The sequence below is a fragment of the Gilliamella sp. LMG 34360 genome (assembly GCF_984568995.1).
In genome coordinates this window covers 2837037-2860450 of the sequence record NZ_OZ474900.1, presented here as the reverse complement: position 1 = coordinate 2860450, position 23414 = coordinate 2837037, and the positions used below count along the sequence as shown (strand labels likewise).

General features: G+C 35.4%; 21 protein-coding genes and 2 pseudogenes. 6 read left to right on the top strand and 17 right to left on the bottom strand.

Annotated features, from left to right (window positions below):
• Positions 1 to 5 precede the first annotated feature (5 nt).
• Both AC5LW9_RS12870 and AC5LW9_RS12865 read left to right on the top strand, forming a co-directional pair.
• The gene (locus AC5LW9_RS12870; protein WP_493456020.1) at positions 6 to 1112 is read left to right on the top strand and encodes an alanine/ornithine racemase family PLP-dependent enzyme; all 1107 of its coding nucleotides are present in this window, start codon (positions 6 to 8) and stop codon (positions 1110 to 1112) included.
• Positions 1113 to 1168: 56 nt separating this feature from the next.
• Complete coding sequence (locus AC5LW9_RS12865) at positions 1169 to 2563, top strand: amino acid permease (RefSeq protein WP_334324018.1); 1395 nt, start codon at positions 1169 to 1171, stop codon at positions 2561 to 2563.
• Positions 2564 to 2682: 119 nt separating this feature from the next.
• Here AC5LW9_RS12865 and AC5LW9_RS12860 read toward each other — a convergent pair whose 3' ends face one another.
• From AC5LW9_RS12860 to aas, 14 genes and pseudogenes are all read right to left on the bottom strand, one after another.
• Positions 2683 to 3285, bottom strand: a complete 603-nt coding sequence (locus tag AC5LW9_RS12860) for a MarC family protein (RefSeq protein ID WP_039126690.1) — start codon at positions 3283 to 3285, stop codon at positions 2683 to 2685.
• A gap of 156 nt (positions 3286 to 3441) precedes the next feature.
• Positions 3442 to 3792, bottom strand: a complete 351-nt coding sequence (gene rplS / locus AC5LW9_RS12855; protein WP_025314641.1) for a 50S ribosomal protein L19 — start codon at positions 3790 to 3792, stop codon at positions 3442 to 3444.
• 31 nt (positions 3793 to 3823) lie between these two features.
• A complete protein-coding gene (gene trmD, locus AC5LW9_RS12850; RefSeq protein WP_039126684.1) occupies positions 3824 to 4576 on the bottom strand; it encodes a tRNA (guanosine(37)-N1)-methyltransferase TrmD in 753 nt (250 codons plus the stop codon).
• Between the two features lie 16 nt (positions 4577 to 4592).
• Complete coding sequence (gene rimM / locus AC5LW9_RS12845; protein WP_039126681.1) at positions 4593 to 5123, bottom strand: ribosome maturation factor RimM; 531 nt, start codon at positions 5121 to 5123, stop codon at positions 4593 to 4595.
• A gap of 23 nt (positions 5124 to 5146) precedes the next feature.
• On the bottom strand, positions 5147 to 5395 hold the full coding sequence (rpsP, locus tag AC5LW9_RS12840) for a 30S ribosomal protein S16 (RefSeq protein WP_039126678.1): 249 nt from the start codon (positions 5393 to 5395) through the stop codon (positions 5147 to 5149).
• Positions 5396 to 5583: 188 nt separating this feature from the next.
• The gene (locus tag AC5LW9_RS12835; RefSeq protein WP_039126675.1) at positions 5584 to 5961 is read right to left on the bottom strand and encodes a DUF956 family protein; all 378 of its coding nucleotides are present in this window, start codon (positions 5959 to 5961) and stop codon (positions 5584 to 5586) included.
• A gap of 166 nt (positions 5962 to 6127) precedes the next feature.
• Positions 6128 to 7039 (bottom strand): PTS system mannose/fructose/sorbose family transporter subunit IID, encoded by a 912-nt coding sequence (locus AC5LW9_RS12830; protein ID WP_039126672.1) that lies wholly within the window; start codon positions 7037 to 7039, stop codon positions 6128 to 6130.
• A 16-nt stretch (positions 7040 to 7055) separates the two neighbouring features.
• Positions 7056 to 7856 (bottom strand): PTS mannose/fructose/sorbose transporter subunit IIC, encoded by an 801-nt coding sequence (locus tag AC5LW9_RS12825; RefSeq protein WP_039126669.1) that lies wholly within the window; start codon positions 7854 to 7856, stop codon positions 7056 to 7058.
• Between the two features lie 23 nt (positions 7857 to 7879).
• Positions 7880 to 8422 (bottom strand): annotated as a pseudogene (locus AC5LW9_RS12820) (PTS sugar transporter subunit IIB); the annotation flags it as partial.
• A gap of 51 nt (positions 8423 to 8473) precedes the next feature.
• Positions 8474 to 8854: pseudogene (locus AC5LW9_RS12815) on the bottom strand (PTS sugar transporter subunit IIA); the annotation flags it as partial.
• A gap of 523 nt (positions 8855 to 9377) precedes the next feature.
• Positions 9378 to 11129 carry a carboxylesterase family protein gene (locus tag AC5LW9_RS12810; protein ID WP_493456019.1) on the bottom strand — a complete coding sequence of 584 codons (1752 nt, stop codon included), beginning with the start codon at positions 11127 to 11129 and terminating at the stop codon, positions 9378 to 9380.
• A gap of 196 nt (positions 11130 to 11325) precedes the next feature.
• A complete protein-coding gene (gene murQ / locus AC5LW9_RS12805; RefSeq protein WP_039126660.1) occupies positions 11326 to 12237 on the bottom strand; it encodes an N-acetylmuramic acid 6-phosphate etherase in 912 nt (303 codons plus the stop codon).
• Entirely contained in the window at positions 12224 to 13411 is a 1188-nt protein-coding gene (gene lplT, locus AC5LW9_RS12800) for a lysophospholipid transporter LplT (protein WP_493456018.1), read from the bottom strand. Before lplT ends, murQ begins: the two co-directional genes overlap by 14 nt.
• A 14-nt stretch (positions 13412 to 13425) precedes the next feature.
• Positions 13426 to 15567 (bottom strand): bifunctional acyl-ACP--phospholipid O-acyltransferase/long-chain-fatty-acid--ACP ligase, encoded by a 2142-nt coding sequence (aas, locus tag AC5LW9_RS12795; protein ID WP_198235907.1) that lies wholly within the window; start codon positions 15565 to 15567, stop codon positions 13426 to 13428.
• A 197-nt stretch (positions 15568 to 15764) separates the two neighbouring features.
• On the opposite strand from aas, the gene AC5LW9_RS12790 reads away from it, so the two are divergent.
• On the top strand, positions 15765 to 16739 hold the full coding sequence (locus AC5LW9_RS12790; RefSeq protein ID WP_493456017.1) for an ornithine cyclodeaminase family protein: 975 nt from the start codon (positions 15765 to 15767) through the stop codon (positions 16737 to 16739).
• A gap of 61 nt (positions 16740 to 16800) precedes the next feature.
• On the opposite strand, the gene gpsA is transcribed toward AC5LW9_RS12790, so the two are convergent.
• The 3 genes from gpsA to AC5LW9_RS12775 are packed head-to-tail and all read right to left on the bottom strand — an operon-like array spanning position 16801 to position 18791.
• Positions 16801 to 17814, bottom strand: a complete 1014-nt coding sequence (gene gpsA / locus AC5LW9_RS12785; protein WP_232352550.1) for an NAD(P)H-dependent glycerol-3-phosphate dehydrogenase — start codon at positions 17812 to 17814, stop codon at positions 16801 to 16803.
• 37 nt (positions 17815 to 17851) lie between these two features.
• A complete protein-coding gene (gene secB / locus AC5LW9_RS12780) occupies positions 17852 to 18325 on the bottom strand; it encodes a protein-export chaperone SecB (protein ID WP_039126645.1) in 474 nt (157 codons plus the stop codon).
• 25 nt (positions 18326 to 18350) lie between these two features.
• A complete protein-coding gene (locus AC5LW9_RS12775; RefSeq protein WP_039126642.1) occupies positions 18351 to 18791 on the bottom strand; it encodes a rhodanese-like domain-containing protein in 441 nt (146 codons plus the stop codon).
• Between the two features lie 582 nt (positions 18792 to 19373).
• On the opposite strand from AC5LW9_RS12775, the gene glnA reads away from it, so the two are divergent.
• The 3 genes from glnA (at position 19374) to glnG (ending at position 23354) form a co-directional block, all read left to right on the top strand.
• Complete coding sequence (gene glnA, locus AC5LW9_RS12770) at positions 19374 to 20783, top strand: glutamate--ammonia ligase (protein WP_065738486.1); 1410 nt, start codon at positions 19374 to 19376, stop codon at positions 20781 to 20783.
• A gap of 70 nt (positions 20784 to 20853) precedes the next feature.
• A complete protein-coding gene (glnL, locus tag AC5LW9_RS12765; RefSeq protein WP_039126637.1) occupies positions 20854 to 21903 on the top strand; it encodes a nitrogen regulation protein NR(II) in 1050 nt (349 codons plus the stop codon).
• A gap of 11 nt (positions 21904 to 21914) precedes the next feature.
• The gene (glnG, locus tag AC5LW9_RS12760; protein ID WP_198235905.1) at positions 21915 to 23354 is read left to right on the top strand and encodes a nitrogen regulation protein NR(I); all 1440 of its coding nucleotides are present in this window, start codon (positions 21915 to 21917) and stop codon (positions 23352 to 23354) included.
• The last annotated feature ends 60 nt before the right edge of the window (positions 23355 to 23414 follow it).

Genomic DNA, 23414 nt, shown 5'->3' with positions numbered 1-23414 from the left:
AATTTATGTACAAACCTGTATTGGAAATTGATTTAGGAAAATTAAAGGACAATGCTCGTGTTGAAAAAGAGTTACTTGCTAAACACGGCATTGAAGTAATGGCAGTTAATAAAGTGTTTGATGGTTGTGTTGAAACTGCAAAAGCAGTTCTAGATGGCGGTATTGATGTTATTGCTGAATCAAGAACATATAATTTGAAAAAATTAAAAGATGCTTTAGGGTGTAAAACTTGCCTGTTACGTAGCCCTTGTTTAAGCGAAATTAGTGAAGTTGTTAAATATGCAGATATTAGCTTAAACAGTGAAAAAACGGTGATTCAAGCACTTTCAGACGAAGCCGTCAAGCAACAAAAGGTTCACCAAGTTTTATTAATGGTTGATATGGGTGATTTACGCGAAGGTATTTGGTTTGAACATATTGATGAAATTATTGATACGGTCAAACTCATTTTATCTTTACCGGGTGTTGAGCTTTATGGGCTTGGCACCAATTTTAACTGTTACGGTACTGTGCTACCGACAGTTAAAAATGGAGTAGACTTTTTAGAAATTGCGCGTAGAGTAGAAAAAGCTTGCAATATTAAAATACAATATTTATCAGCCGGTAATTGTACTAGTTATCATCTATTAGACAAGGGTATCTGGCCTGAAGGACTAAATCACATCCGGATTGGTGGTTTACATGAGTTTGGTATTGAGTATGTAGATATGAAATATCTTGATGAATTTCATCACTCAAATAAACCTGTAGAAAAAGCTTGTAGTGATATGTATAAATTATATGCACAAATTATCGAGCTTAATAGTAAACCAACCGTTCCAGTTGGTGAGTTAGGGGTAGATGCTTTTCTAAATAGTAAAACGTTTGTCGATCATGGCGTACGTAAACGAGCGTTGCTTGCTTTTGGACGTCAAGATGTACCGGCTGAAAGCTGTGTGCCGATCGATGATAACATTACTGTACTTGGTCAAACCAGTGATCATACATTAGTCGATATTGAAGATGTGACTCAAACTCTTAAAGTCGGTGATATGATTGGATTTGAGCTTGATTACACTGCCTTGCTAATGGCTTGTCAAACTAGTGGTGTAGAAAAACGGTTTATCTATTAATTTGTGTTAACTGCTGGGTAACCAGCAGTTTTTATCAATGATTAGGCGGTTTATACATGGCAACATCAGCATCACAACAAAGCCAAAATCCCAGTAATTTAAAAAAGAATCTTAAAAATCGTCATCTGCTAATGATTTCGTTAGGGGGATCGATTGGTACCGGTTTATTTATTGGTATCGCTGCACCATTAACAACGGTAGGGCCATTGGGGACTATCATCGCTTATTTAATGGCTGGTAGCATAATGTTAGCAACAATGTTATGTTTAGGTGAGCTTTCTTGTGCATTTCCACATGCTGGCTCTTTTCAACATTATGCATTGATGTTTATTCCAAATCCGATTTGGAGTTATACCATTGGTTGGTTATATTGGCTTAGTTGGGTTCTGTCTATGGCAGCAGATTTAACAGCCGCTTCTATGATTGCCCACCAATTTTTTCCTGCTATTCCTATTTATCTTTTTAGTTTATTGATTTTAGTTGTTATAACCTCAGTTCATCTAACTTCTGTGCGTGCTTTTGGTGAAAGTGAGTATTGGTTTTCAACCATTAAAGTGCTGGCAATTATTGCCTTTATTGGTATTGGCATTTATCTTCTGTATCAGCAATATACTCAAACTCATATATTACCTACTTTTAAAACAGAACATGGCTGGTTTCCTAACGGTTTTTTATCGATTTTTGTATGTATGACCATTGTGACGTATTCGTTTCAAGGCGTTGAATTAATTGGTAGTGCAGCAGGTGAAGCTGAGTCACCTCAAACAGTATTACCTAAAATTATTACAGGTGTTGCATTCAGAATTATTCTGTTTTATGTATTAGCCATTGCGGTTTTAGCATTAGTTTACCCATATGGAACCGTGCATGATGAAATTAGTCCCTTTGTGTGGGTATTTAATAAAGCGGGTATTACTTTTGCTTCTTACATGATGTTGTTTGTTATTTTTTGTGCTGCGATATCGGCGGCCAACTCTGCTATTTATGCCAGTTCACGTATGTTATGGTCAATGGCGCAGGATAATTTAGCACCTAAATACTTTTCAGATGTCAATAAACGAGGAGTCCCCACTAAAGGCATCTTATTTATTGCAATTATTGCTTTAGTTTCATTATTTTCTAAATATATTGCTGCTGAAAAGCTTTATCTCTACTTAGTTGCAGGTACTGGACAAGTAGGTTGTTTTGCGTGGATTATTATCGCTTGGTGTCAGTATCAATTTCGTAAAGGCGTTAATAGTGGTAAGTATCCTAAAGAGATGATTAAATTTAAATCACCATTATTTCCATGGTTAGCAGCGATTTCAATTATTGTTAATATTGTGATTATTGTTGGTGTATGGTTTGGTGAGTCGGGTCATTTTATTTTATTGTCAGAAGTTGTCTTAATTATCATTATTCTAGCTTCTTATTACTACAATAAAAAACGCAATTTAATCATTAATAACTAAGATTAATTATATTCAATTAATAAATAAATACTCATAATTTAATCTTAAATAAGGTATCAAATTCAATTGTTACGCTATTTTACATAATAACGTAACAAAAATTTGTCAATAAAGGTTGGCTATTTTAGAAAAGCCGATATGCCAGTGAATACTACTTGTGCAGCAATTGCCGATATTAGTAGTCCAGTTAGTTTTGATAAAATAGCAATACCGGTATTTTTTAATACTTTTGCAATACTTTTTGCACATAAAAGCATGGCATAAATGCCCGAAGAAGCAATAAACAATGAAACTGCACCAACCATATTGGCAGCAAAACCCACTGAACTTGTTCCCATAACAATAATTGTACCGATAGAAGCAGGACCCATGCAAAGGGGAATTGCAAGCGGTACAACACTAATATCCTCATCACTACTAATTTTATTTTTATCCGGAGAGTCATTCATTAGTGCTACTGCAGTGATAAACAGTAACGCGCCAGAACCGATACGGAATGCATCTAGGGTAAAACCGAAAACACTAAACATAGTATTACCAAAAAAGAACAACACAATGCCAATAATGAACACCGCACACGATGTTTTAAGCGCAATTTTTCGGCGTTGTGGTTCATCATTTTGTTTAGTACCACTTAAGAATGCACTTAGCACTGCTGGTGGTGTCATTAATGCGAATAACTTGGTTGTAGTGGCAAGAATCGCAACAAGATAGTTATCCATAATGTTACCTTTATTTGATCTAGATATTGCTTGAATTTTGTCAACGATTGTTGGCGGGAATGAACTTTTACTATATACATAAAAACGGTCACCATAAAGGTGACCATATTTAATTGGATATATTTAATCAGTTTATTAAATATTAACCAATTTGAATTAGTTAAGGCGTTCTTTGATACGCGCTGCTTTACCACGAAGTTCGCGTAAGTAGTAAAGTTTAGCTTGACGTACTTGACCACGACGTTTCACAGTAATTGAATCAACAATTGGTGAGTGAGTTTGGAATACTCGTTCAACACCTTCGCCATTCGAAATTTTACGTACTGTAAATGCAGAATGTAAACCACGATTACGAATTGCTACAACTACACCTTCATAAGCTTGAAGACGTTTTTTGTTACCTTCAACAACCCATACTTTTACTTCAACCGTATCACCCGGACGAAAAGACGGGATGTCTTTTTTCATTTGTTCTTGTTCTAATTGCTGAATAATTGCATTTTTCATAATTTTGTCTCTTACTAGTTATACTGAAATATTAATGGCTCTGTTCATCACGATATTCACGTTGGAATTCAGTAAGTAAACATTGCTCTTCATCAGTCAGAGCTAGATTTTCAAGAAGATCTTCTCTTCTCAACCAAGTTCGTCCTAGGGATTGTTTTAATCGCCAGCGACGAATCGCTTCATGGTGACCAGACATTAATACGTCAGGCACCGCCATTCCATCTAACACCTCAGGTCGAGTATAGTGTGGACAATCAAGTAACCCGTTAGCAAAAGAGTCTTCTTCTGCTGATGATTCATGATTTAATACGCCAGGAATAAACCTTGCTAATGCATCAATCATCGTCATCGCCGGTAATTCACCGCCACTCAACACGTAATCCCCAATTGACCATTCTTCATCAATTTCGGTTTGGATAACGCGTTCATCTATACCTTCGTATCGACCACAAATCAAAATCAATTTTTGATATTGTGATAACTCGCAAACACCTTGTTGGTTTAATTTGCGCCCTTGTGGGGAAAGATAGATTACTTTTGTATCGTTACCTGCTACTGTTTTTGCTGCATGAATTGCATCGCGAAGTGGTTGTACCATCATTAACATGCCGGGACCACCGCCATAAGGCCTATCATCGACAGTCTTATGTTTATCATGCGCAAAATCGCGCGGGTTCCAATATTCTACTGTTAACAGTCCGTTTTTTACGGCTCGACCAGTCACACCATAACAGGTAATTGCTTGGAACATTTCGGGAAAAAGGCTAATAACGCCAATCCACATATTCTTACCTTACCAATTAAAAAGCGGGATCCCAATCGACCACAATTGTTTTTGCTGTTAAATCAACTTGTTTTATAAATTGATCATCAACAAACGGAATTAAACGTTCTGTTGCTCCAAATGCATCTTTTAGATTTGCTTTTACCACCAATACATCATTCGAGCCAGTTTCCATTAAGTCAGTAACCTGACCCAAATCATAACCGTTAACTGTTTTTACTCGACAGCCAATCAAATCTTTCCAATAAAAATCTCCATTGTTAAGTTCTGGAAATTTTTCAGCATCAACATACACTTCAAAATTAGTTAATGCATTGGCCTGATCACGATCATCAACGCCTTTGAGTTTTACAATCATATCCTGATTATGGGGTTTGAAGCTTTCTACGATTACCTCTTGCCATTTGCCAGCGCGCTGGATATACCAAGGTGTGTAATCGAAAATGCTATCTGAAAATTCTGTAAACGAAAAAATCCTGAGCCAACCACGAATGCCATAGCTAGAACCAAGTTTACCTACAACGATTAGATTCTCAGTATTCATCATTACAGTTACTATTTATTACTCAATTAAGCAGCTTTTCGTGCTTGTTTGATCAATGCATTCACACGATCAGAAACTGTTGCACCTAAACCTACCCAATGATTTACGCGATCAAGATCTAAACGTAATTCTTCTGCTTTACCTTGTGCAATTGGATTAAAAAAGCCAACGCGCTCAATAAAACGACCATCACGTGGGTTACGGCTATCAGTGACAACTACTTGATAAAAAGGGCGCTTTTTAGAGCCACCACGAGCTAAACGAATAGTTACCATAACATCCTCTTAAATTAAAAAATAATCTTTCTTTTGCCCAACATGGACAAAATCAAAGCCCCGAAATTATACTCTTTCTAGAAAAAAGTGCAATGTCTGTTTGTTGAAGCTAGGCGTGATATTGCTTGTTTGAATTTATTTAGTCATAAATGGATAAAAATAATACTGACGATGTTTTATTTTCTGGTCTATTGTGTTTTCTTTTTTTTACGAATAAAAGCCCGTTTTAAAACATCAAAAAAACCTAATGACCTTACCATTTTTTGTCCCTCAATATAAACACGAATTGCTTTTAATGTTTTTTTGGGATCTTCAGAGGCAAAGGTGAAAGTACCGTCTTTTTTTGTTTGAATTGAATAACGAGGAATCCATCTACCACCAAATAATACGGATGCAATAACATAATCTACTTCATCCCAAGGAATTTGGATATATTTACGAGGGTCACGCCGATGATAAAATTCAAATGCTTTATCACCAATCATTATATTGCCATATTCAGATAAACCAGTAAAAGCGGTTGCTTTCACGGTCAAATCAATTTTTGTGTTCAATGATTGAACCATCTATTACCTATCCATAACTAAGGTTGAATTGATAACACTATCCTTTTCATACACACCGTGTTTTCGTCACATTGTGTGATGAAAAGGATAATGACTGTTTAACAGAAAGCATAATTTTATACTGAAACATTATGCTTTCCTGAAACATTTTTACAAAAATAGTAGTTTATAAAAGACCAATCAAATGACCAGCGATACCTACTAAAAATAATCCAACAATGATAATGATTGGTGATACTTTTTTACGTAATAACCACATACAGAAGAATGTTAAGAGTAACGGAACAAGGCCTGGTATCAATTGATCTAAGTTATTTTGTAATGTGGTGACTTTTTCTTGAGTAAGAGATAATCCACTTTGCATTTGTTGTAATGCTTGTTGGATACCTTGAGCCCCCGCAGGTAGTGAATTCCAGTCAATAAATGCACCATTGTCTAGTTTGACTGTTGATACAATGGGCTGGAATTTTATTGATACCCACCTTTGTACTAAAGCAGCAAGTACAAACATCCCTAGTATAGATGCACCTTTAGTAATTTTTTGTAGTAAACCGCCTGATAGGTTATCTGTAATTTTCGATCCAGTACGATAACCAAATTCTTGGGTGTACCACATAAAGCCCCAACGAATAATATTCCATAATATAAAGAATAAAATAGGACCCATAATATTACCACTAAGCGCTAATGAAGCACCAAGAGCACCAAGCATTGGTCGTACCGTAAACCAAAACACTGGATCACCAACCCCAGCTAAAGGTCCCATCATCCCAACTTTTACCCCTTGAATGGCAACATCATCAACAGCGGCACCGTTGGCGCGCTCTTCTTCTAAAGCAAGCGTTACACCTAAAACAGGTGATGCTAAATATGGATGCGTATTAAAAAACTCTAAATGACGTTTTAGCGCTGCTGAGCGGTCTTCTTTTGTGGTATATAATTTTTTGATAGCAGGGATCATAGAATAAACCCAACCACCATTTTGCATACGTTCATAGTTCCAAGAACCTTGAAGGAAAGTTGAACGCCAAGCAACAGCTAAACGATCTTTTTTGCTTAATTGAATTCTATCTGTCATTTTCTTCTCCAAGTTCTTAGTAATCATTCAAAATATCATCAAGCGGATCACCTTTACTACCGCCATTTGATGAATTGCCGCGTTCAGAAAGATTGAGATATATCAGCGCTAATGCAATTCCTAACGCACCAAGGGCAATTAATGTTAATTGTGATATAGCGGCAACCACGAAGCCAATAATGAAAAATGGCCATACTTCACGGTTTGCCATCATGTTTATTACCATTGCATAACCAACTGCAACAACCATACCACCACCAATAGCCATACCGGTTGTTAACCATTCAGGCATTGCATTTAAGGCTTCTCTAACTGTTTCTGCAGGAATGAAAAGTAACGCAGCTGCTGGAATGGCAATACGTAGACCTTGCAAGCAGATACCTAAAATTTGCAACCATTCGATTTTACGAATATTACCTTCTTCTGCTGCGGCATCCATCATATGAACTAATGGAACAGCGATAGTTCGCACAATCATAGTTAAAAATAATCCAGCAACCGCAAGTGGAATAGCTACTGCAATAGCTGTTGATACGCCTGCAACGCCTTGACCACCTAAAACTAAAATAATCGATGATGCAACAGCGGCGAGTGCGGCATCTGGTGCTACGGCTGCCCCAATATTTGCCCAACCTAAAGCAATCATTTGTAACGATCCACCTAATACTACACCCGCTTCTAAATTGCCAGTCACAAGTCCAATTAATGAACATGCAACAAGTGGCTGGTGAAATTGAAATTGATCTAAAATACCTTCCATACCGGCTAGAAAGGCAATAGCTATCACTAATATGATAGCAACAATTGATAATGTCATAATATATAACCTCTTAAATAAAACTAATTTTTTTGTTCAGCTAATTCTTCTTTCGCTTTTTTCAATAAATCATCCATATTACTATTGGAATCATTTGGTACTTTGCGAACATCAAATTTAACGTTTTTGGCTTTCAATTTTTCAAATGCATCAACATCATCAGCATTCATTGAAAGTACTTTGTTAACCATGACTTTACCAACAGAATGTGCCATTGAACCAATATTAAGAACATCAATATCGACACCACCTTCTATCGCACGTAAAACATCTTGAGGGTTTTCAAATAAGAGCAAGGCTTTAGTATTGCCAAATCGAGGGTCATGCGATACTTCAATAATTTTTTTAATTGGTACAACGTTTGCTTTAACTCCAGGAGGTGCAGCTTCTTGAATAAGTTTTTTTCTTAATTCATCTTTAGCGACGGAATCAGAAACCACAATTATACGATTAGGATTGGTTGATTTAGTCCAAGCAGTTGCAACTTGTCCATGTAATAATCGTGAATCAACTCGCGCTAAGACAATTTTCATTTTGCCATCTCCAAGTACTGTTCCTTCTGGAATTGTGTTAGATACTTGGGTTGCTGGTGCATTTTGATTTGGTGCATCAACAGTTGCTTTGACCCCTTCTCTTGCTGGCTCAATAATAGCGGCAGCAATTTCTTTGGCGGTCTCCATTGAAAAACGTGAAGAGTAAGCTTCAATAAGCATTGGAAGATTTAAACCGGCAACGATCGCCCAATTACTGTGTTCGCCACACAAATTATTAGCCTGATTAAAAGGTGTACCGCCCCATAAATCTACTAAAAATAATACTTCATCTTGATTGTCAAATGTTGCGATTGCTTCCTGCATTCTTTCTTTTAAACTTTCTGGACTGTCACTAGGATGCAAGGTAATGGCTTTAACATTTTCTTGCTCTCCAAAGATCATCGATCCTGATTGTAGAATACCTTCAGCAAACTCCCCATGAGTAGCTAGGATAATTCCTACCATATGATTTCCTCCGGATTTTTATATTATTGAATAATATAAATGTGTTATAAAATTACTCTAAAAAATTATTACTAATTCAGTTATTTGCTACAATAAAAAAATGTCACTCTTTTACCACGCAAAAAAAGCAAAGGTTTTTTAGTGTAAATCTGACTGCATATTTATTCCATTAAAGAATATATTTATTCCATCAAAGAATATATTTATTATATTATAAATTTTATTATTAAATCATTGCATTTGTTAAAAGTTGTGACATAGATAATAGATTATGTTATTAAAAATCATCTCGTTATAATTGAAAAAAATCACAATAGTCAAAAATAAATAATTTATTTTTTCCCTAAAATTAAGAATTTCTTGATGTTTGGATAATTGCTATAATTTTTTTGAAAAAATATTTAGATTATTGGTTACTCAATTTTATTTTATCGATTTGTAAACTTTTTTATGATCTTTATTAGGCACAATATATGGTTATCAAATGATAATACAGAATATATTGTGCATAAGATTACTTAACTTATTTAATCCATAATGATTTATTTTTATACCTTTGATCAAGTTCAGCACTAAACCAGCGACCGTTTAAAACTTCAGAAATGATGATATTTTTCGTTTCTTGATTAATTGATTGATCAACATCCATTTCATTAAGTACATCACTGTAGGTAAACTTTTTGCCTCCCATATACGCAATGGCTTTTACTTTATCTGCGTTCATGTATAAATAGGCATTATTTGCCTTACTATGGTCAGCGGTCCAATTATTCCAATAAACTAAATTAGTTCCATTAGGATCACCTGAATGAATAAAATTATTAAGGTATTTTTTGAATGTCATACTTAATTGTTTGGCGCCTTGAGTTTTGTACGCATTACCAATGAAACCATCATAATTTTGTGAATTAGCATCCAATAATGGTAAGAAAACTCCATGAAAAGCACCAAATAATGCCATTTGGGAACCAACACTATTGGTGTCTTGACCAAATTCTATTTCTACCCCATAAATTTTGGCTTTATAAAAGGGAGCCATTTTCTGCGCAGAATCTGCTACATTAAATAGGTCATATAAACGCCCCCCATATTTATTGGTAAAATTAAATTCTTTAAGTTTCTTGCCTGTTGGTAAACCATTGTTGAAAGCATCACTAAAATAAGGGGATGTTTGGGCGAATAATGAAAATTCGCCGGTGCCAGTTAACATAATCAATGGCACAGAATTATATTCATGAGTATTAAAACCGTCTTTAGGAATGACATATCCATCATTGTATAAATGTGGAAATACGCTCATTCTTATTCCAGCATTCCCCATAAGTGATACTAGTCGTTGTGAAGATAAACTATAAAGATAATTTCTTACATCAGAGTGATTGGTTAATAGCCAATTATAAGCTTCTTCTTGGGTTGGTTTTATTTTATCTTCAACAACAAGAGGAGCGATAGCCTTAGCAAATACTTTTATGCTATCTTGTTTATCCGCAATAGTCATGCCACCACTAAAAGATATTGCCTTTTGGAATTTGTCTTTGAAAATAGGTGAGATTAACATTGCCATTACATCTCGCCCACCAGCAGAAAAACCAGATACGGTTATGTTATTAGCGTCTCCACCAAAATTAGTTATATTATCTTTTATCCAATCTAAGGATTTTGCAATATCAAGTAGAGCATAATTTCCAGAATCTTCAAGTTTATCTCCAGTTTGTAAGGCTGGAAGTGGATTGAATCCCAATGGTCCTAAACGATAATTAATTGAGACAAAAATACCGTCAATGTCATTTACCATGGTATTTCCTGTCATTTCCTCCGCTCTACCATTTTGATTATTTCCGCCGTGAATATAAACCAGTACTGGTAAATTATTCGATTTATTATTAGGTCGATATATATTGAGATTTAGACTGTCATCTGAGCCAATAACTTTATTTTCTTTAATTTGAAATGCGACTTTGCTGGCTTGGGTTGCATCTAATACGCCTTCCCACGGTTCAGGATCAATGGGTTTTTTCCACCTTAGTTGACCAGTTGGTGATTTGGCATAAGGTATACCCGTCCAAACAATAACGTTATTTATTTTATCAAATTGACCTTTTACCATACCATATTGGGTTTGAACCAAAGTGGCATCAGCAATTTGGTTGATATTGGCTTGATGATTATCAACGTTATGTAAATTATTTTGATTACTCGCAAATGTTGGGAGGGATAGAGTTAATAGACTAATTAAGACCGTGACAATATTAAGTTTTAGTAATGATTTTTTCATAGATTTTCCTTTTATAAAATAAAACTTAAATAAAATTTGAATTAGTTTTTTCAAAAAATCCATCAATTAATGAACATAGTAACATTTGAAATTAGAGCAAAATTATTGTTTTTATAAATGGTTATTTCAATTGCTGTGAATGAAAAATTAGACTTGAGTCACAAATTGGGTATACCAATTTGTGTTATTTAGCAATTTATGCAGGGTGGTTATTTATTGCTTTGCGAATAGAATCATTATTTTGTAACAATATTTTTTTTGCTTGTAACTCATCAATATCCGCAAGAATCATTAATATTGCTGTTTTACAATGTTTATTGCATTTATTCAATGCAGCTATTGCTGTTTCACGACTGCAATCGGTAGCTTGCATAACGATTGATATTTGTCGTTCAATGAGCTTGGCATTCGTTGCTTCAACATCAACCATTAAATTGCCGTAAACTTTGCCAATTTTGATCATGCTTGCGGTAGTTAGCATATTGAGTACTAACTTTTGTGCAGTGCCAGCTTTCATTCTTGATGAACCCGTGATCACTTCGGCTCCAACAATTGGGGTAATAGCGATGTCTGCTAATTTAATCATTGGTGCCTTAGGATTACAACATAAACTAATAACTGTTGCTCCCAGTGATTTAGCATATTGCATACCACCTATTACATAAGGTGTGCGCCCACTAGCTGCAATACCGACTAAAATATCGTTAGTGCCAAAATCAATATTGGCTAAATCATTGATAGCTTGATTAGGATTATCTTCAGCGTTTTCAACGGCTTTAAAAATAGCTGGTGTTCCGCCCGCTATTAAGCCTATGACCTGCTGCGGTGGTGAGCCATAAGTAGGTGGGCACTCACTGGCATCTAAAATACCCAATCGACCAGAGGTACCGGCACCAAGATAAATTAATCGACCTTGTTTTAAAAAAGCTTGGCTGATAGCATCAACAGCTTGAGCTATATTATAAAGCTCCTTTTCAACAGCTAACGCCACTTGTTTATCTTCATTATTGATAATTTTAAGTATCTCTAATGTTGAACAGTTATCAATATGTTCGCTATTAGGATTGCGACTTTCGGTTATCATCTCTGAAAGATTAATTTTTTGCATGTTTTTTTAATCCTAGCCATAACAATAAAATTACAACAGCAAATAAACCGCCAAAACCAACACCGATTGCTATAACAGGTAAATCCATAGCAACAGCTAAAGTGTAAAGCCCTAACATAACCATCATAGCCGTGTATTCACTTAAGTTTTGTACCGAAATCACACTGCCCGCGCCAACTAATTCTTTACCTATTTTTTGAATAAAAGCATTTAAAGGTACTAAAAAGAAGCCACCTAAAGCCCCAATGACAACTAACAAAATATAAGATGAAATAATATTACCTTGCAATGTAAAAGCAATTACCATAATTCCCATCATAATTCCTGCTGGAATACAACGTAATGTGTTATTTATTGAGATAAATGTACTAGCCAGTCCAGCACCAATTACAATACCAATAGCAACAATAGCATTAAGGTTGGTTGGTGTGGCATTATCGTGAATATCTAAAACGACAGGAACCCAACTGATCAACAGAAAACGTAAAGTAATACCTGCGCCCCAAAATAAACTTGTGCCTAATAATGTAAACAGTACTTGCCTGTTGGTAAATATTATTTTAACCGTATTGGCAAAATCTTTGACCATACTTAAAAATTGCCATTGAATATTTTGTCTTGCAGCAGGTAATTTAGGAATAAAAATGTTAGCAATTACAGCAAGTCCATACATAAATACACACGCAAATAACGCCGCAGTTACATTAAGATCGGCAATATGTCCGCCTGCTAATGACCCAAGCAGAATAGCAGCAATCGTTGATGCTTCAATTAATCCATTAGCTTTTACTAAATTATCACCACTGGTAAGTTCTCCCAAAATTCCATATTTTGCTGGAGAATATGCTGCAGCACCAATACCAACTAAAAAATAGCCTACAAATGGACTTAAGTTTAAACAGATACAACCGGCACCTAATAATTTTATACCGTTTGAAATCATCATAACTTTTCCTTTGGACATACTATCAGCAAATTGACCGACAAAAGGGGAAAGTATAATAAAAGGCACAACAAAACCAATCTGTAATGCTGACTGGCTCCATTCTGGATAATGTAAATTTTTAATGAATGCCAATATGGCAAAGAAGATTGCATTATCAGCAAAGGCTGAAAAAAACTGCGCTAGCATGGTCGCAACCATGCCTTTGCTTAATAGTGACAGTTGTTTCATATGATATCCTTAAGTTATTGGTCAGCCATTTTTCTCAAGGTAATAAAATCAATTTTACCTGTACCAAGAAGTGGTAACTCTTTAACAACACGAATATCACGCGGTATAGCTAATGCTGGAATACCCAGTTCTTGAGCTGCTTGATTAAGTTGTTCGCGATTTAACTCAGGCGATGTAGTAAATAATACAATTGCTTCCCCTTTTGCTGCATCACTTTTTACTGTTGCACCGTGCATAGCTTCAGAATCGACTTTTTTAGCAAGCGCTTCAACACTTTCTAATGAAACCATTTCACCAGCAATTTTAGCAAATCGTTTTAACCGTCCTTTGATTGTTAAAAAACCTTGCTTATCAATAGAAACAATGTCGCCGGTATCATACCAACCTTTTTCCGGTTGACCTTGTTCATCGGTTGCGGTTGGTTCTTCCAATTTACCTGGGTTTTCTACTCGTAAGTAACCTTTCATTACATTAGGTCCCTTAACGAGTAATTCTCCACCATCAGAAATACCTGGAATTGGGATTAATTTTGAGGTCATACCCGGTAATAATCGGCCTACTGTGCCAGCTTTAAATGCCATTGGAACATTCAGTGACACAACCGGTCCGCATTCAGTAACACCATAGCCCTCTAGAATACGAATACCATATTTATCTTTCCATTGCTCACGTACTGCGTCAGATAGTTTTTCCGCACCAGCGACCACATAACGTAGGCGCATAAAATCATAAGGGTGTGCATAACGAGCATAATTGGCTAAAAAAGTAGGTGTACCAAATAAAACGGTACAGTTTTGGTCATAAATTATTTCAGGCACCATACGATAATGTAAAGGATTTGGATATAAGAAAGTACGGCTACCGGAAAATATTGGTAAAAATAGCCCAGCGGTGATACCAAAAGCGTGGAATAGCGGTAATGCAGACATAAAGCGGTCAGCGGGTGTTGGGTCAATAACGGTTCGAATTTGCTCGACATTAGCAAGTAAGCTAGCATGGCTATGCACAACACCTTTAGGATTACCTTCAGAACCGGATGTAAATAATACCAACGCTTCGTCATCACTGGTTTGAGCTTGTTTAACTAAACGTGGTATAAACTGGTGAACGGCAATGTAAAGTTTGTCGGTAAATGTTAAACTACTGCGTAAATCTTCTAAGAAACACCATTTAACATCTTTGATTTCTTCAAGTAAATAGTCGAGTTTTCCTTTTTGGATAAATTTACGTGAAGTGATAATGGTTTTGATTTCAGCAGCTGTTATTGCGCAGGTTAAACCTTTTGTTCCTGCGGTATAGTTGAGCATTGCTGGAATGCGGTTTTTAACCGATAAACCAAAAATGGTAGCAACGGTAATCGTTGCATTAGGTAATAGAACTCCAACGCGTTCTTTTTTCTGAGTAAATTTAGAAAGAATGCAGCTAATACCAATAATTTGTTTAATTAAATTGCGATAAGTTGCTTCATTAGTTGTGGGATCTTGTACCATCCGTGATTTTACGCCGTAGCGTACTTGAGCTTCAAGCAGTGCTTCAAAAAGAGTTAATTTAGGACGACTTCCCATGCGAGCATTCATCATTATTTGGTGAAGTTTTTCGCCGGCAATATAGCGTCTTTCACTAGCTTTAGGTGCATCCGGCATAGGAATGGATGTTGGCTCAAGCACATGAATCGTTATTTTAGGGAATAAGTGACGTTTAAATAATCCTTTCAAGCGGCTGGTTATGGTAAACTCAGCGCCTTCAATCCAGACAGGTACAATGGTTGCTTGTGATCGAGCTGCGACAAAAGCAGCGCCATCATAAACTTTCATTAAGGAACCTGTTACTGTAATTCTTCCTTCAGGAAAAATAACAATTGGACGACCTTTTTCAATTTCGCGAACTAAACGTTTAATGGCCATAGGACTAATTGGATCCATTGGCACAAAATCTACATAGTGTTTGGCTAGGCGTACTAACCAATGGTTGATATAACCTGCGTAGATAGCAAAAACAGGTCTTACTGGTAAAAAAACGCCGATTAGAATACCATCAAGGAAAGAAACGTGATTCGGTGTGATAAGCAATCTGTCTTGTTTTAAATTGTTAAGATTCCCATGAACTTTTACATGGAATAACATCTTTAAAAAAAATTTTAATATTTTAAATAACATCTCATTTCTCAAGTATCGTGTAAAATTACACCATGTAATAATAGTGAAAATAATTAAAATATACAAGAAATGTAAAATACAAAAAATAAATTAAATAAAACAAATTGTTATATGTTAAGATAATGTCGCTTGATTTTAAAAATAGATTATAGATACTAAAAAGGTAAATAAATAGAAAAGATCAATAAGGAATCAATATGCTAATTTTAACAGCTAAAGATATTGAAAAATTCTACACCATGGCAGAGGCAATAGCTGCAGATAAACAGGCCTTAAAAATTTATACTCAAGGAAATAGTGATGTGCCATTACGTATCAATTTCGATATGCAAAAAGGACAATGCTTGTTTATGCCTGCTCATATAAAAGGTAACGATATTGTAGGAATTAAAATAGTTTCGGTATTTCCAGATAATCCTAAATTAGGTAAACCATCTGTACCGGCTCAAGTCATGATGATAGACCCAAAAACAGGTGAAGTTTGCGCCATGTTGGATGGTACTTTTGTAACCCAACTTAGAACAGGCGCAGTGCAAGGTGCTGCAACCGATCTTTTAGCTCGTAAAGATTCTAAGCGAGCCGTGTTGATAGGTACAGGTGGACAAGCTGCTTCACAATTAGAGGCTATGTTAACCGTTCGTCCATTAACCGATGTGGCAATCTTTGGGCTGGATACTAATAAAGGTAAGCAATTTACCGAGTTAATGAAGAAACGGTTTGAACATTTTTCTGCTAATCTGTATTTTTCTGAAAATTTCGATGAAGATATTCATCAAGCGGATATCATTACCTCTGTCACCACATCAAAAGAAGTGACTTTTAATGGTGATCTAGTTAAGCCTGGAACTCATATCAATGGAGTAGGGGCATATATGCCAGAGATGCACGAGATCCCAAGTAATATTGTAGAAAAATCCGATATTCGAGTGCTTGATACGAAAGACGGTGTATTTGCCGAAGCGGGTGATATCATTGATCCTATTGAACAAAAACTCATATCAAAAGATGATTTTTTAGAATTAGGTGATTTAGTTTTAAATCCACAGCTTTGCCGCCAAAATGAGCAGCAAATTACTTTATTTAAAACAGTTGGAACAGCAGTACTTGATGTTTATGTTGGTTATGATATTTACCTTAAAGCAAAAGAAAAAGGTATTGGCATAAATATCTAATAAAGTAACAACCTGAAATTTGTAAAAAAGTTTCAGGTTAACTATACGTTTAAGTAAAAAACTAACTTTTTAACTCTTCTTTTTGAGAACGTCCAAGCAATGCCATCGCTGCTTGTTTAGGATCTTTATGTTCATATAAAATTTTATAAATCTGTTCAGTGATAGGCATATCAACATGGTATTTTTGTGCAAGTGACCAAACTTCTTTGGTATTTTTACAACCTTCGACAACTTGGGCAATAATATCTTGAGCCTCTTGAATAGATTTATTCTGACCAAGTAATATTCCAAAGCGACGGTTACGGGATTGATTGTCTGTACAAGTTAAAACGAGATCACCAAGTCCTGCCATTCCCATAAAAGTTGCAGGATCAGCGCCTAATACTGCACCTAAACGCATCATTTCGGCAAGCCCCCGGGTGATTAACGCTGTTCTGGCATTAGCACCAAAGCCTAAACCGTCTGACAGACCTGCACCAATAGCAATAACATTTTTTATTGCCCCGCCAAGTTGTACTCCAATAAAGTCTTTACTGCTGTAAACACGAAAACTTTTACTACAGTGAAATAGATTTTGTAATTCAGTTAAAAATTGTTCATTAGTTGATGCGACAGTTACTGCTGTTGGTGAACCAGAAGCTACCTCTTTAGCAAACGTTGGTCCAGAAATAACCGCTAATGGAATTTTATCACCTAGAATTTCTTTAGCTACATCTTGTAACAATCTGCCTGTATCAACTTCAAGCCCTTTTGTTGCCCAAACAATTTTGCTATCTTTACGTAAGAAAGGTTTAATTTGTTTTAGGATGCTGGCAAAAGCATGACTTGGTACGACAATTAGTAAAATAGGTGCAGCTAATACGGCGGTTTTTAAATTTCTTTCAATTTGTAACAGATCAGGAAAAGGTATATCTGGCAAAAACTGCTTATTTTGCCTGTCATGCTGCAAAACAGTCATTTTATCTGGGTTATGTCCCCACAATAACGTAGGATGACCATTTCGTGCTAGTAAGATAGCCAAAGACGTTCCATAAGAACCCGCTCCAATAACTGTCACAGCAGCATTTTTTTTCATAATAATCCAAAACTTTTTATTAATTCAAATAATATAACTATTGCAATGTTTCAGTAGATTCAGCTTCAGCTTGTTGCTGAATATAATTCATATACAACGCTTCAAAATTTACGGGTTCTAAATTCACTTGTGGGAATGAACCTTTATTTACTAAACTTGAAATCACTTCACGTGCGTAAGGGAACAAAATATTTGGACAATAAGAGCCAACACAATGTTGAACTTGGCTTTCATCAAATCCGATAAGTGAAAAAATACCTGCTTGAGTCACTTCACAAATATATACAATTTCTTCTTGCTGTTTTACCGTTACAGTAACACGTAGTGCAACTTCATAAACGCCTTCATTTAAGGTTTGCGAAGATGAATTTAATTCTAAATTCATATCTGGTTGCCACTGTTTAGTAAAAATTTCAGGTACATTATTAGTTTCAAATGAAACATCTTTAGTGTAAATACGTTGAATTGCGAATTGTGTTTCAGGTTGTTGGGTATTATTTTGTTCTGTCATGATAAAACCTTATTTTTGAATAATATTATTTTTTTACAAGTGGTAAATTTTCGCCATTCCAGCCAGCAATGCCATCTTTTAACACAGACACATTTAAAAAGCCTTGTTTGATAAGTGTTTCACCAATGCTAGCAGATGATAAACCATTTTCGTCAACCAAAATTATGGTGTTTTCTTTAAATTTTTCAATTAATTTTGAACTGGAATTTTTAATATCGATAGGCAAAATATTATGAGCGTCAGTGATATGCCCCTTTTTAAAACTATCTGCAGTTCTAATATCAATAATAACTGCATTTTCTCTGTTAATCATATGGATCGCTTGAGCATTATCAATAATTTTAACCTTTGATAATTTACCTTTAATCGTTAATACGATAATTGTGATAAATAGCGCAATCCAACCTAATGAAAGCAAAAGATGATTTTTTACAAAAGGTAGAATTTCGAGTGTTATAAAGTCCATACTTATATAATTACCTAATTTTTTAATAATAAGACAAGATTATAACGGTATTATGCATTGAAATACAGTGCTTAAAAGAGAAAACTTAATTTACATGCAACCATGTTAATTTAATTTTTCGATTAGAGTGATACATAATTTAAATAGGTTATTTTAATTTTATGTTTTTTATGAGGCCATTTTATTTGTGTAATTTGATCCAAAATCTAATTTCCGTATTATTTTTATAATTCATGATGTTTTTTGTTTGGTGATTAGATGGCTATAAACTAAATAAATAAACTAAGAAAAACGTCAATTTAAAAATCAGAAATAAATTTTGAATAATGATTAATATAGTAAAATTTTTCTATTTTAGGGCATTGAAAACGATCATTTTAGGTCGATGATTAATTTTGGTGCGTTGATTTGGTGCTTGTTGCTTTAATTTAGTGCAATTTGTATATTTATGTTACTATTATTGAAGATAAATCCACTAAAATAGTATGGTCAAAAAATGGCATCATATTTGCATAATAGAATACAACTCGGCAAGAATGCCTTTTAAACTGAACAATTATTTGTCCTCAATGGAGAAGATACATGTCTATACAAAGAGTTTTAACGCTAATTAAAGATAATGATGTGAAATTTGTTGATTTACGTTTTACTGATACTAAAGGTAAAGAACAACACGTTACTATTCCTGTTAGTCAAATTGATACTGATTTTTTTGAAGATGGTAAGATGTTTGATGGCTCATCAATTGCAGGTTGGAAAGGTATTAATGAATCAGATATGGTATTAATGCCAGATGCATCAAGCGCTGTTATTGACCCATTTTTTGAAGACACGACATTAAATATACGTTGTGATGTCTTAGAACCAGCTACATTGCAAGGCTATGATCGTGATCCTCGTTCAATAGCTAAACGTGCAGAAGACTTCTTAAAATCATCTGGTATTGCTGACACCGTTATTTTTGGACCAGAACCAGAGTTCTTTTTATTTGATGATGTACGTTTTGGTTCGCCGATGTCAGGCAGTTTTGTTCATATCGATGATATTGAAGCAGCTTGGAATTCGGGTACTAAATATGAAGAAGGTAACAAAGGGCATCGTCCTGGTGTAAAAGGTGGTTATTTTCCACTTCCACCAGTTGATTCATCACAAGATATTCGCTCTGAAATGTGCTTAATTATGGAACAACTTGGTTTAGTTGTTGAAGCTCATCACCATGAAGTAGCTACAGCTGGTCAGAACGAAATTGCTTGCCGTTTTAACACATTAACTAAAAAAGCTGATGAAGTTCAAATTTATAAATATGTAGTTCAAAATGTTGCTCATGCCTATGGTAAAACAGCAACGTTTATGCCAAAACCAATATTTGGTGATAATGGTTCAGGTATGCACTGTCACCAATCACTTGCTAAAGACGGCGTAAATCTTTTTGCGGGTGATAAATATGCGGGTCTATCTGAAATGGCACTGTTTTATATTGGTGGAATTATTAAACATGCTAAAGCGATCAATGCATTTACTAACCCAGCCACTAACTCTTATAAACGTTTAGTACCAGGTTATGAAGCGCCTGTTATGCTTGCTTATTCAGCACGTAACCGTTCTGCATCAATTCGTATTCCTGTTGTTACAAGCCCTAAAGCTCGTCGTATTGAAGTTCGTTTCCCAGATCCGGCAGCGAATCCATACTTAGCATTTGCAGCGCAGCTAATGGCTGGTTTAGATGGTATTATCAATAAAATTCACCCAGGTGATGCAATGGATAAGAACTTATATGATTTACCGCCAGAAGAATCTAAATTAATTCCACAAGTAGCAGGCTCACTTGAAGAGGCATTAGAAGCATTAAATTCAGATCGTGAATTCTTAACTCGTGGCAACGTATTTACTAATGATACTATTGATGCCTATATCGATTTAAAACGTCAAGATGTTGATCGTGTTCGCATGACGCCACATCCAGTTGAATTTGAATTGTACTATAGTCTATAAGTAAACATTTTATGCCTTAATCACCACTATTTAGTTAGTGGTGGTTTCCAAAGGGGACGGAAATCCAACGATGACATTTGATAATGAATCTGATGCTAATCTTGTTCTCGATTCGATGATCACAAGTATTTTGTTATTAGATAAAAAACTCAATATTCTTTATGCTAATACTGCTGCGCAACAATTATTGGCGCAAAGTTCCAAAAAATTATTAGAAAGTTGTTTCCCAGATTTATTGAGCTATTTTTCTTTAGATATTGAATTAATGCTGCGTGCATTAGAAAAAAATCAAGGTTTTACGGATAACGAAGTTAATTTAGTTGTTAACAATGAATTACATATCTTATCGTTAACGGCACAATTACTAACAAACGGTCATGTATTGATCGAAATGGCGCCGTTAAATAATCATAAGCGGTTAAGTCAAGAGCAATTACAACAAGCCCAACAAAGTGCAGCTCGTGAATTAGTTAGGGGGCTTGCTCATGAAATTAAAAATCCACTTGGAGGTCTTAGAGGTGCCGCTCAGTTATTATCACGCGAACTACCTAAAAATGAATTGCAAGATTATACGCAAGTAATTATTGAACAAGCAGATAGATTAAGGAATCTTGTTGATAGGTTACTTGGCCCCCAACAGCGATTGCAGCAAAAAGAACAGAATATTCATAAAGCAATTGAACGAATATATGCACTGCTTTGTCTGGAAAAGCCAATCAATGTTGTAATTTTACGTGATTATGATCCCAGTTTGCCCGAATTCATTCATGATTCAGAGCAGATTGAGCAAGTGATTTTAAATATTGCTCGTAATGCTTTACAAGCTATTGGTACTAAAAGCGGAACGATAACAATTAGAACAAGAACAGCGTTTCAAGTTACTTTACATGGGCAGCGTTATCGTCTATGCGCGCGTATAGATATTGAAGACAATGGACCAGGTGTTCCTGTTCATATACAAGATACACTGTTTTATCCAATGGTAAGTGGTTATGAAGGCGGTACTGGAATTGGACTTTCGATTGCACATAATATTGTCGATCAACATCACGGTAAAATTGAATTTAATAGTTGGCCGGGGCATACAGAATTTTCTGTCTATCTGCCAATTAAGCAGTGAGGTAAATTAAAATGAATGTTTGGATAGTTGATGATGATAGTTCTATTCGTTGGGTATTAGAGAAAGCATTAACCAATGCTCATTTTAACTGTATTACTTTTTCAAGTGGCCAAGAAGCGATAGATGCTTTAGTTACTAATCCTCAAAAACCGGCAGTTTTAATCTCAGATATAAAAATGCCAGGGCTGGATGGCTTTACATTACTTCACCATGTTAAAGAACAATATCCTGACTTACCTGTTATTATTATGACAGCTCATTCAGATCTTGATGCAGCAGTGAATGCATATCAAAGAGGAGCTTATGATTATATTCCTAAACCCTTTGATGTTGATGAAGTTATTCAACTCGTAGAGCGAGCTATACTACAAACTCAAAGTAAAAAAAACAGTAGTAATACCACCGCTAAAGCGTCCACTGGTATTATTGGTGAAGCACCTTCTATGCAAGAAGTGTTTCGCATTATTGGTCGTTTATCTAAATCATCAATAAGTGTTTTGATTAATGGAGAGTCTGGAACGGGTAAAGAACTGGTCGCTAAAGCTCTGCATACCCACAGTCCTCGATCACAATCGCCATTTATTGCACTTAATATGGCCGCTATTCCTAAAGACCTCATTGAATCAGAACTATTTGGGCATGAAAAAGGGGCCTTTACTGGGGCAGCACAAATTCGTCATGGACGATTTGAACAAGCTAATGGTGGAACGTTATTTTTAGATGAAATTGGTGATATGCCTCTTGATGTGCAAACCAGATTATTAAGAGTATTAGCTGATGGGCAGTTTTATCGTATTGGGGGATATTCACCCGTCAAAGTCGATGTACGTATTATCGCTGCAACTCACCAAGATTTAGAAGCAAGAGTCAGAGAAGGAAAATTTAGAGAGGATCTGTTTCATCGTCTAAATGTAATTCGTATTTTATTACCCCCACTACGCGATAGGGCTCAAGATATTCCAAAACTGGCAGCACATTTTTTAAATACTACAGCAAAAGAATTAGGGGTAGAAAGTAAAGTATTTAGTGTTGAAGCCTTAGATGTATTATGTCAGTTTAATTGGCCAGGTAATGTTCGCCAACTTGAGAACACTTGCCGTTGGGTTACAGTTATGTCTTCAAGTAAAGAAATACTTGTACAAGATTTACCGCCAGAGTTATTGCAATTAACTGTACCTAAAAACGTCACAAGTCAGGAAGTTAGCATTCAACAGAGTAATCAAGTACAAAAAAATATTGATTGGCAATATCAGCTCGAACATTGGGCTAAAGAAGCCTTACTTGCTGGCAAGGTTGGCATTTTAACAGAGGCAGTTACTGATGTTGAGCGTATTTTATTAAATTGTGCTTTGAATTTTACTCGTGGACATAAACAAGATGCTGCACATTTATTAGGTTGGGGACGTAATACGTTGACGAGAAAGCTTAAAGAGTTATCTGATGATAAGTAATTATTAATAATATATGCGGTTTTTATAAAAACTCATTGTTTCAACTTTAAAAATTACTGT

What these genes read in the sequence shown, in the direction of transcription:
- AC5LW9_RS12835 (WP_039126675.1), bottom strand. Translation starts at nt 5,961, where the DNA reads ATGGTTCAATCATTGAACACAAAAATTGATTTGACCGTGAAAGCAACC.
- AC5LW9_RS12825 (WP_039126669.1), bottom strand. Translation starts at nt 7,856, where the DNA reads ATGACATTATCAATTGTTGCTATCATATTAGTGATAGCTATTGCCTTT.
- murQ (WP_039126660.1), bottom strand. Translation starts at nt 12,237, where the DNA reads ATGCAAAAAATTAATCTTTCAGAGATGATAACCGAAAGTCGCAATCCT.
- AC5LW9_RS12860 (WP_039126690.1), bottom strand. Translation starts at nt 3,285, where the DNA reads ATGGATAACTATCTTGTTGCGATTCTTGCCACTACAACCAAGTTATTC.
- aas (WP_198235907.1), bottom strand. Translation starts at nt 15,567, where the DNA reads ATGTTATTTAAAATATTAAAATTTTTTTTAAAGATGTTATTCCATGTA.
- secB (WP_039126645.1), bottom strand. Translation starts at nt 18,325, where the DNA reads ATGACAGAACAAAATAATACCCAACAACCTGAAACACAATTCGCAATT.
- AC5LW9_RS12775 (WP_039126642.1), bottom strand. Translation starts at nt 18,791, where the DNA reads ATGGACTTTATAACACTCGAAATTCTACCTTTTGTAAAAAATCATCTT.
- glnG (WP_198235905.1), top strand. Translation starts at nt 21,915, where the DNA reads ATGAATGTTTGGATAGTTGATGATGATAGTTCTATTCGTTGGGTATTA.
- gpsA (WP_232352550.1), bottom strand. Translation starts at nt 17,814, where the DNA reads ATGAAAAAAAATGCTGCTGTGACAGTTATTGGAGCGGGTTCTTATGGA.
- AC5LW9_RS12810 (WP_493456019.1), bottom strand. Translation starts at nt 11,129, where the DNA reads ATGAAAAAATCATTACTAAAACTTAATATTGTCACGGTCTTAATTAGT.
- lplT (WP_493456018.1), bottom strand. Translation starts at nt 13,411, where the DNA reads ATGAAACAACTGTCACTATTAAGCAAAGGCATGGTTGCGACCATGCTA.
- glnL (WP_039126637.1), top strand. Translation starts at nt 20,854, where the DNA reads ATGACATTTGATAATGAATCTGATGCTAATCTTGTTCTCGATTCGATG.
- rplS (WP_025314641.1), bottom strand. Translation starts at nt 3,792, where the DNA reads ATGAAAAATGCAATTATTCAGCAATTAGAACAAGAACAAATGAAAAAA.
- AC5LW9_RS12870 (WP_493456020.1), top strand. Translation starts at nt 6, where the DNA reads ATGTACAAACCTGTATTGGAAATTGATTTAGGAAAATTAAAGGACAAT.
- rimM (WP_039126681.1), bottom strand. Translation starts at nt 5,123, where the DNA reads ATGATGAATACTGAGAATCTAATCGTTGTAGGTAAACTTGGTTCTAGC.
- rpsP (WP_039126678.1), bottom strand. Translation starts at nt 5,395, where the DNA reads ATGGTAACTATTCGTTTAGCTCGTGGTGGCTCTAAAAAGCGCCCTTTT.
- AC5LW9_RS12865 (WP_334324018.1), top strand. Translation starts at nt 1,169, where the DNA reads ATGGCAACATCAGCATCACAACAAAGCCAAAATCCCAGTAATTTAAAA.
- glnA (WP_065738486.1), top strand. Translation starts at nt 19,374, where the DNA reads ATGTCTATACAAAGAGTTTTAACGCTAATTAAAGATAATGATGTGAAA.
- AC5LW9_RS12790 (WP_493456017.1), top strand. Translation starts at nt 15,765, where the DNA reads ATGCTAATTTTAACAGCTAAAGATATTGAAAAATTCTACACCATGGCA.
- trmD (WP_039126684.1), bottom strand. Translation starts at nt 4,576, where the DNA reads ATGTGGATTGGCGTTATTAGCCTTTTTCCCGAAATGTTCCAAGCAATT.
- AC5LW9_RS12830 (WP_039126672.1), bottom strand. Translation starts at nt 7,039, where the DNA reads ATGACAGATAGAATTCAATTAAGCAAAAAAGATCGTTTAGCTGTTGCT.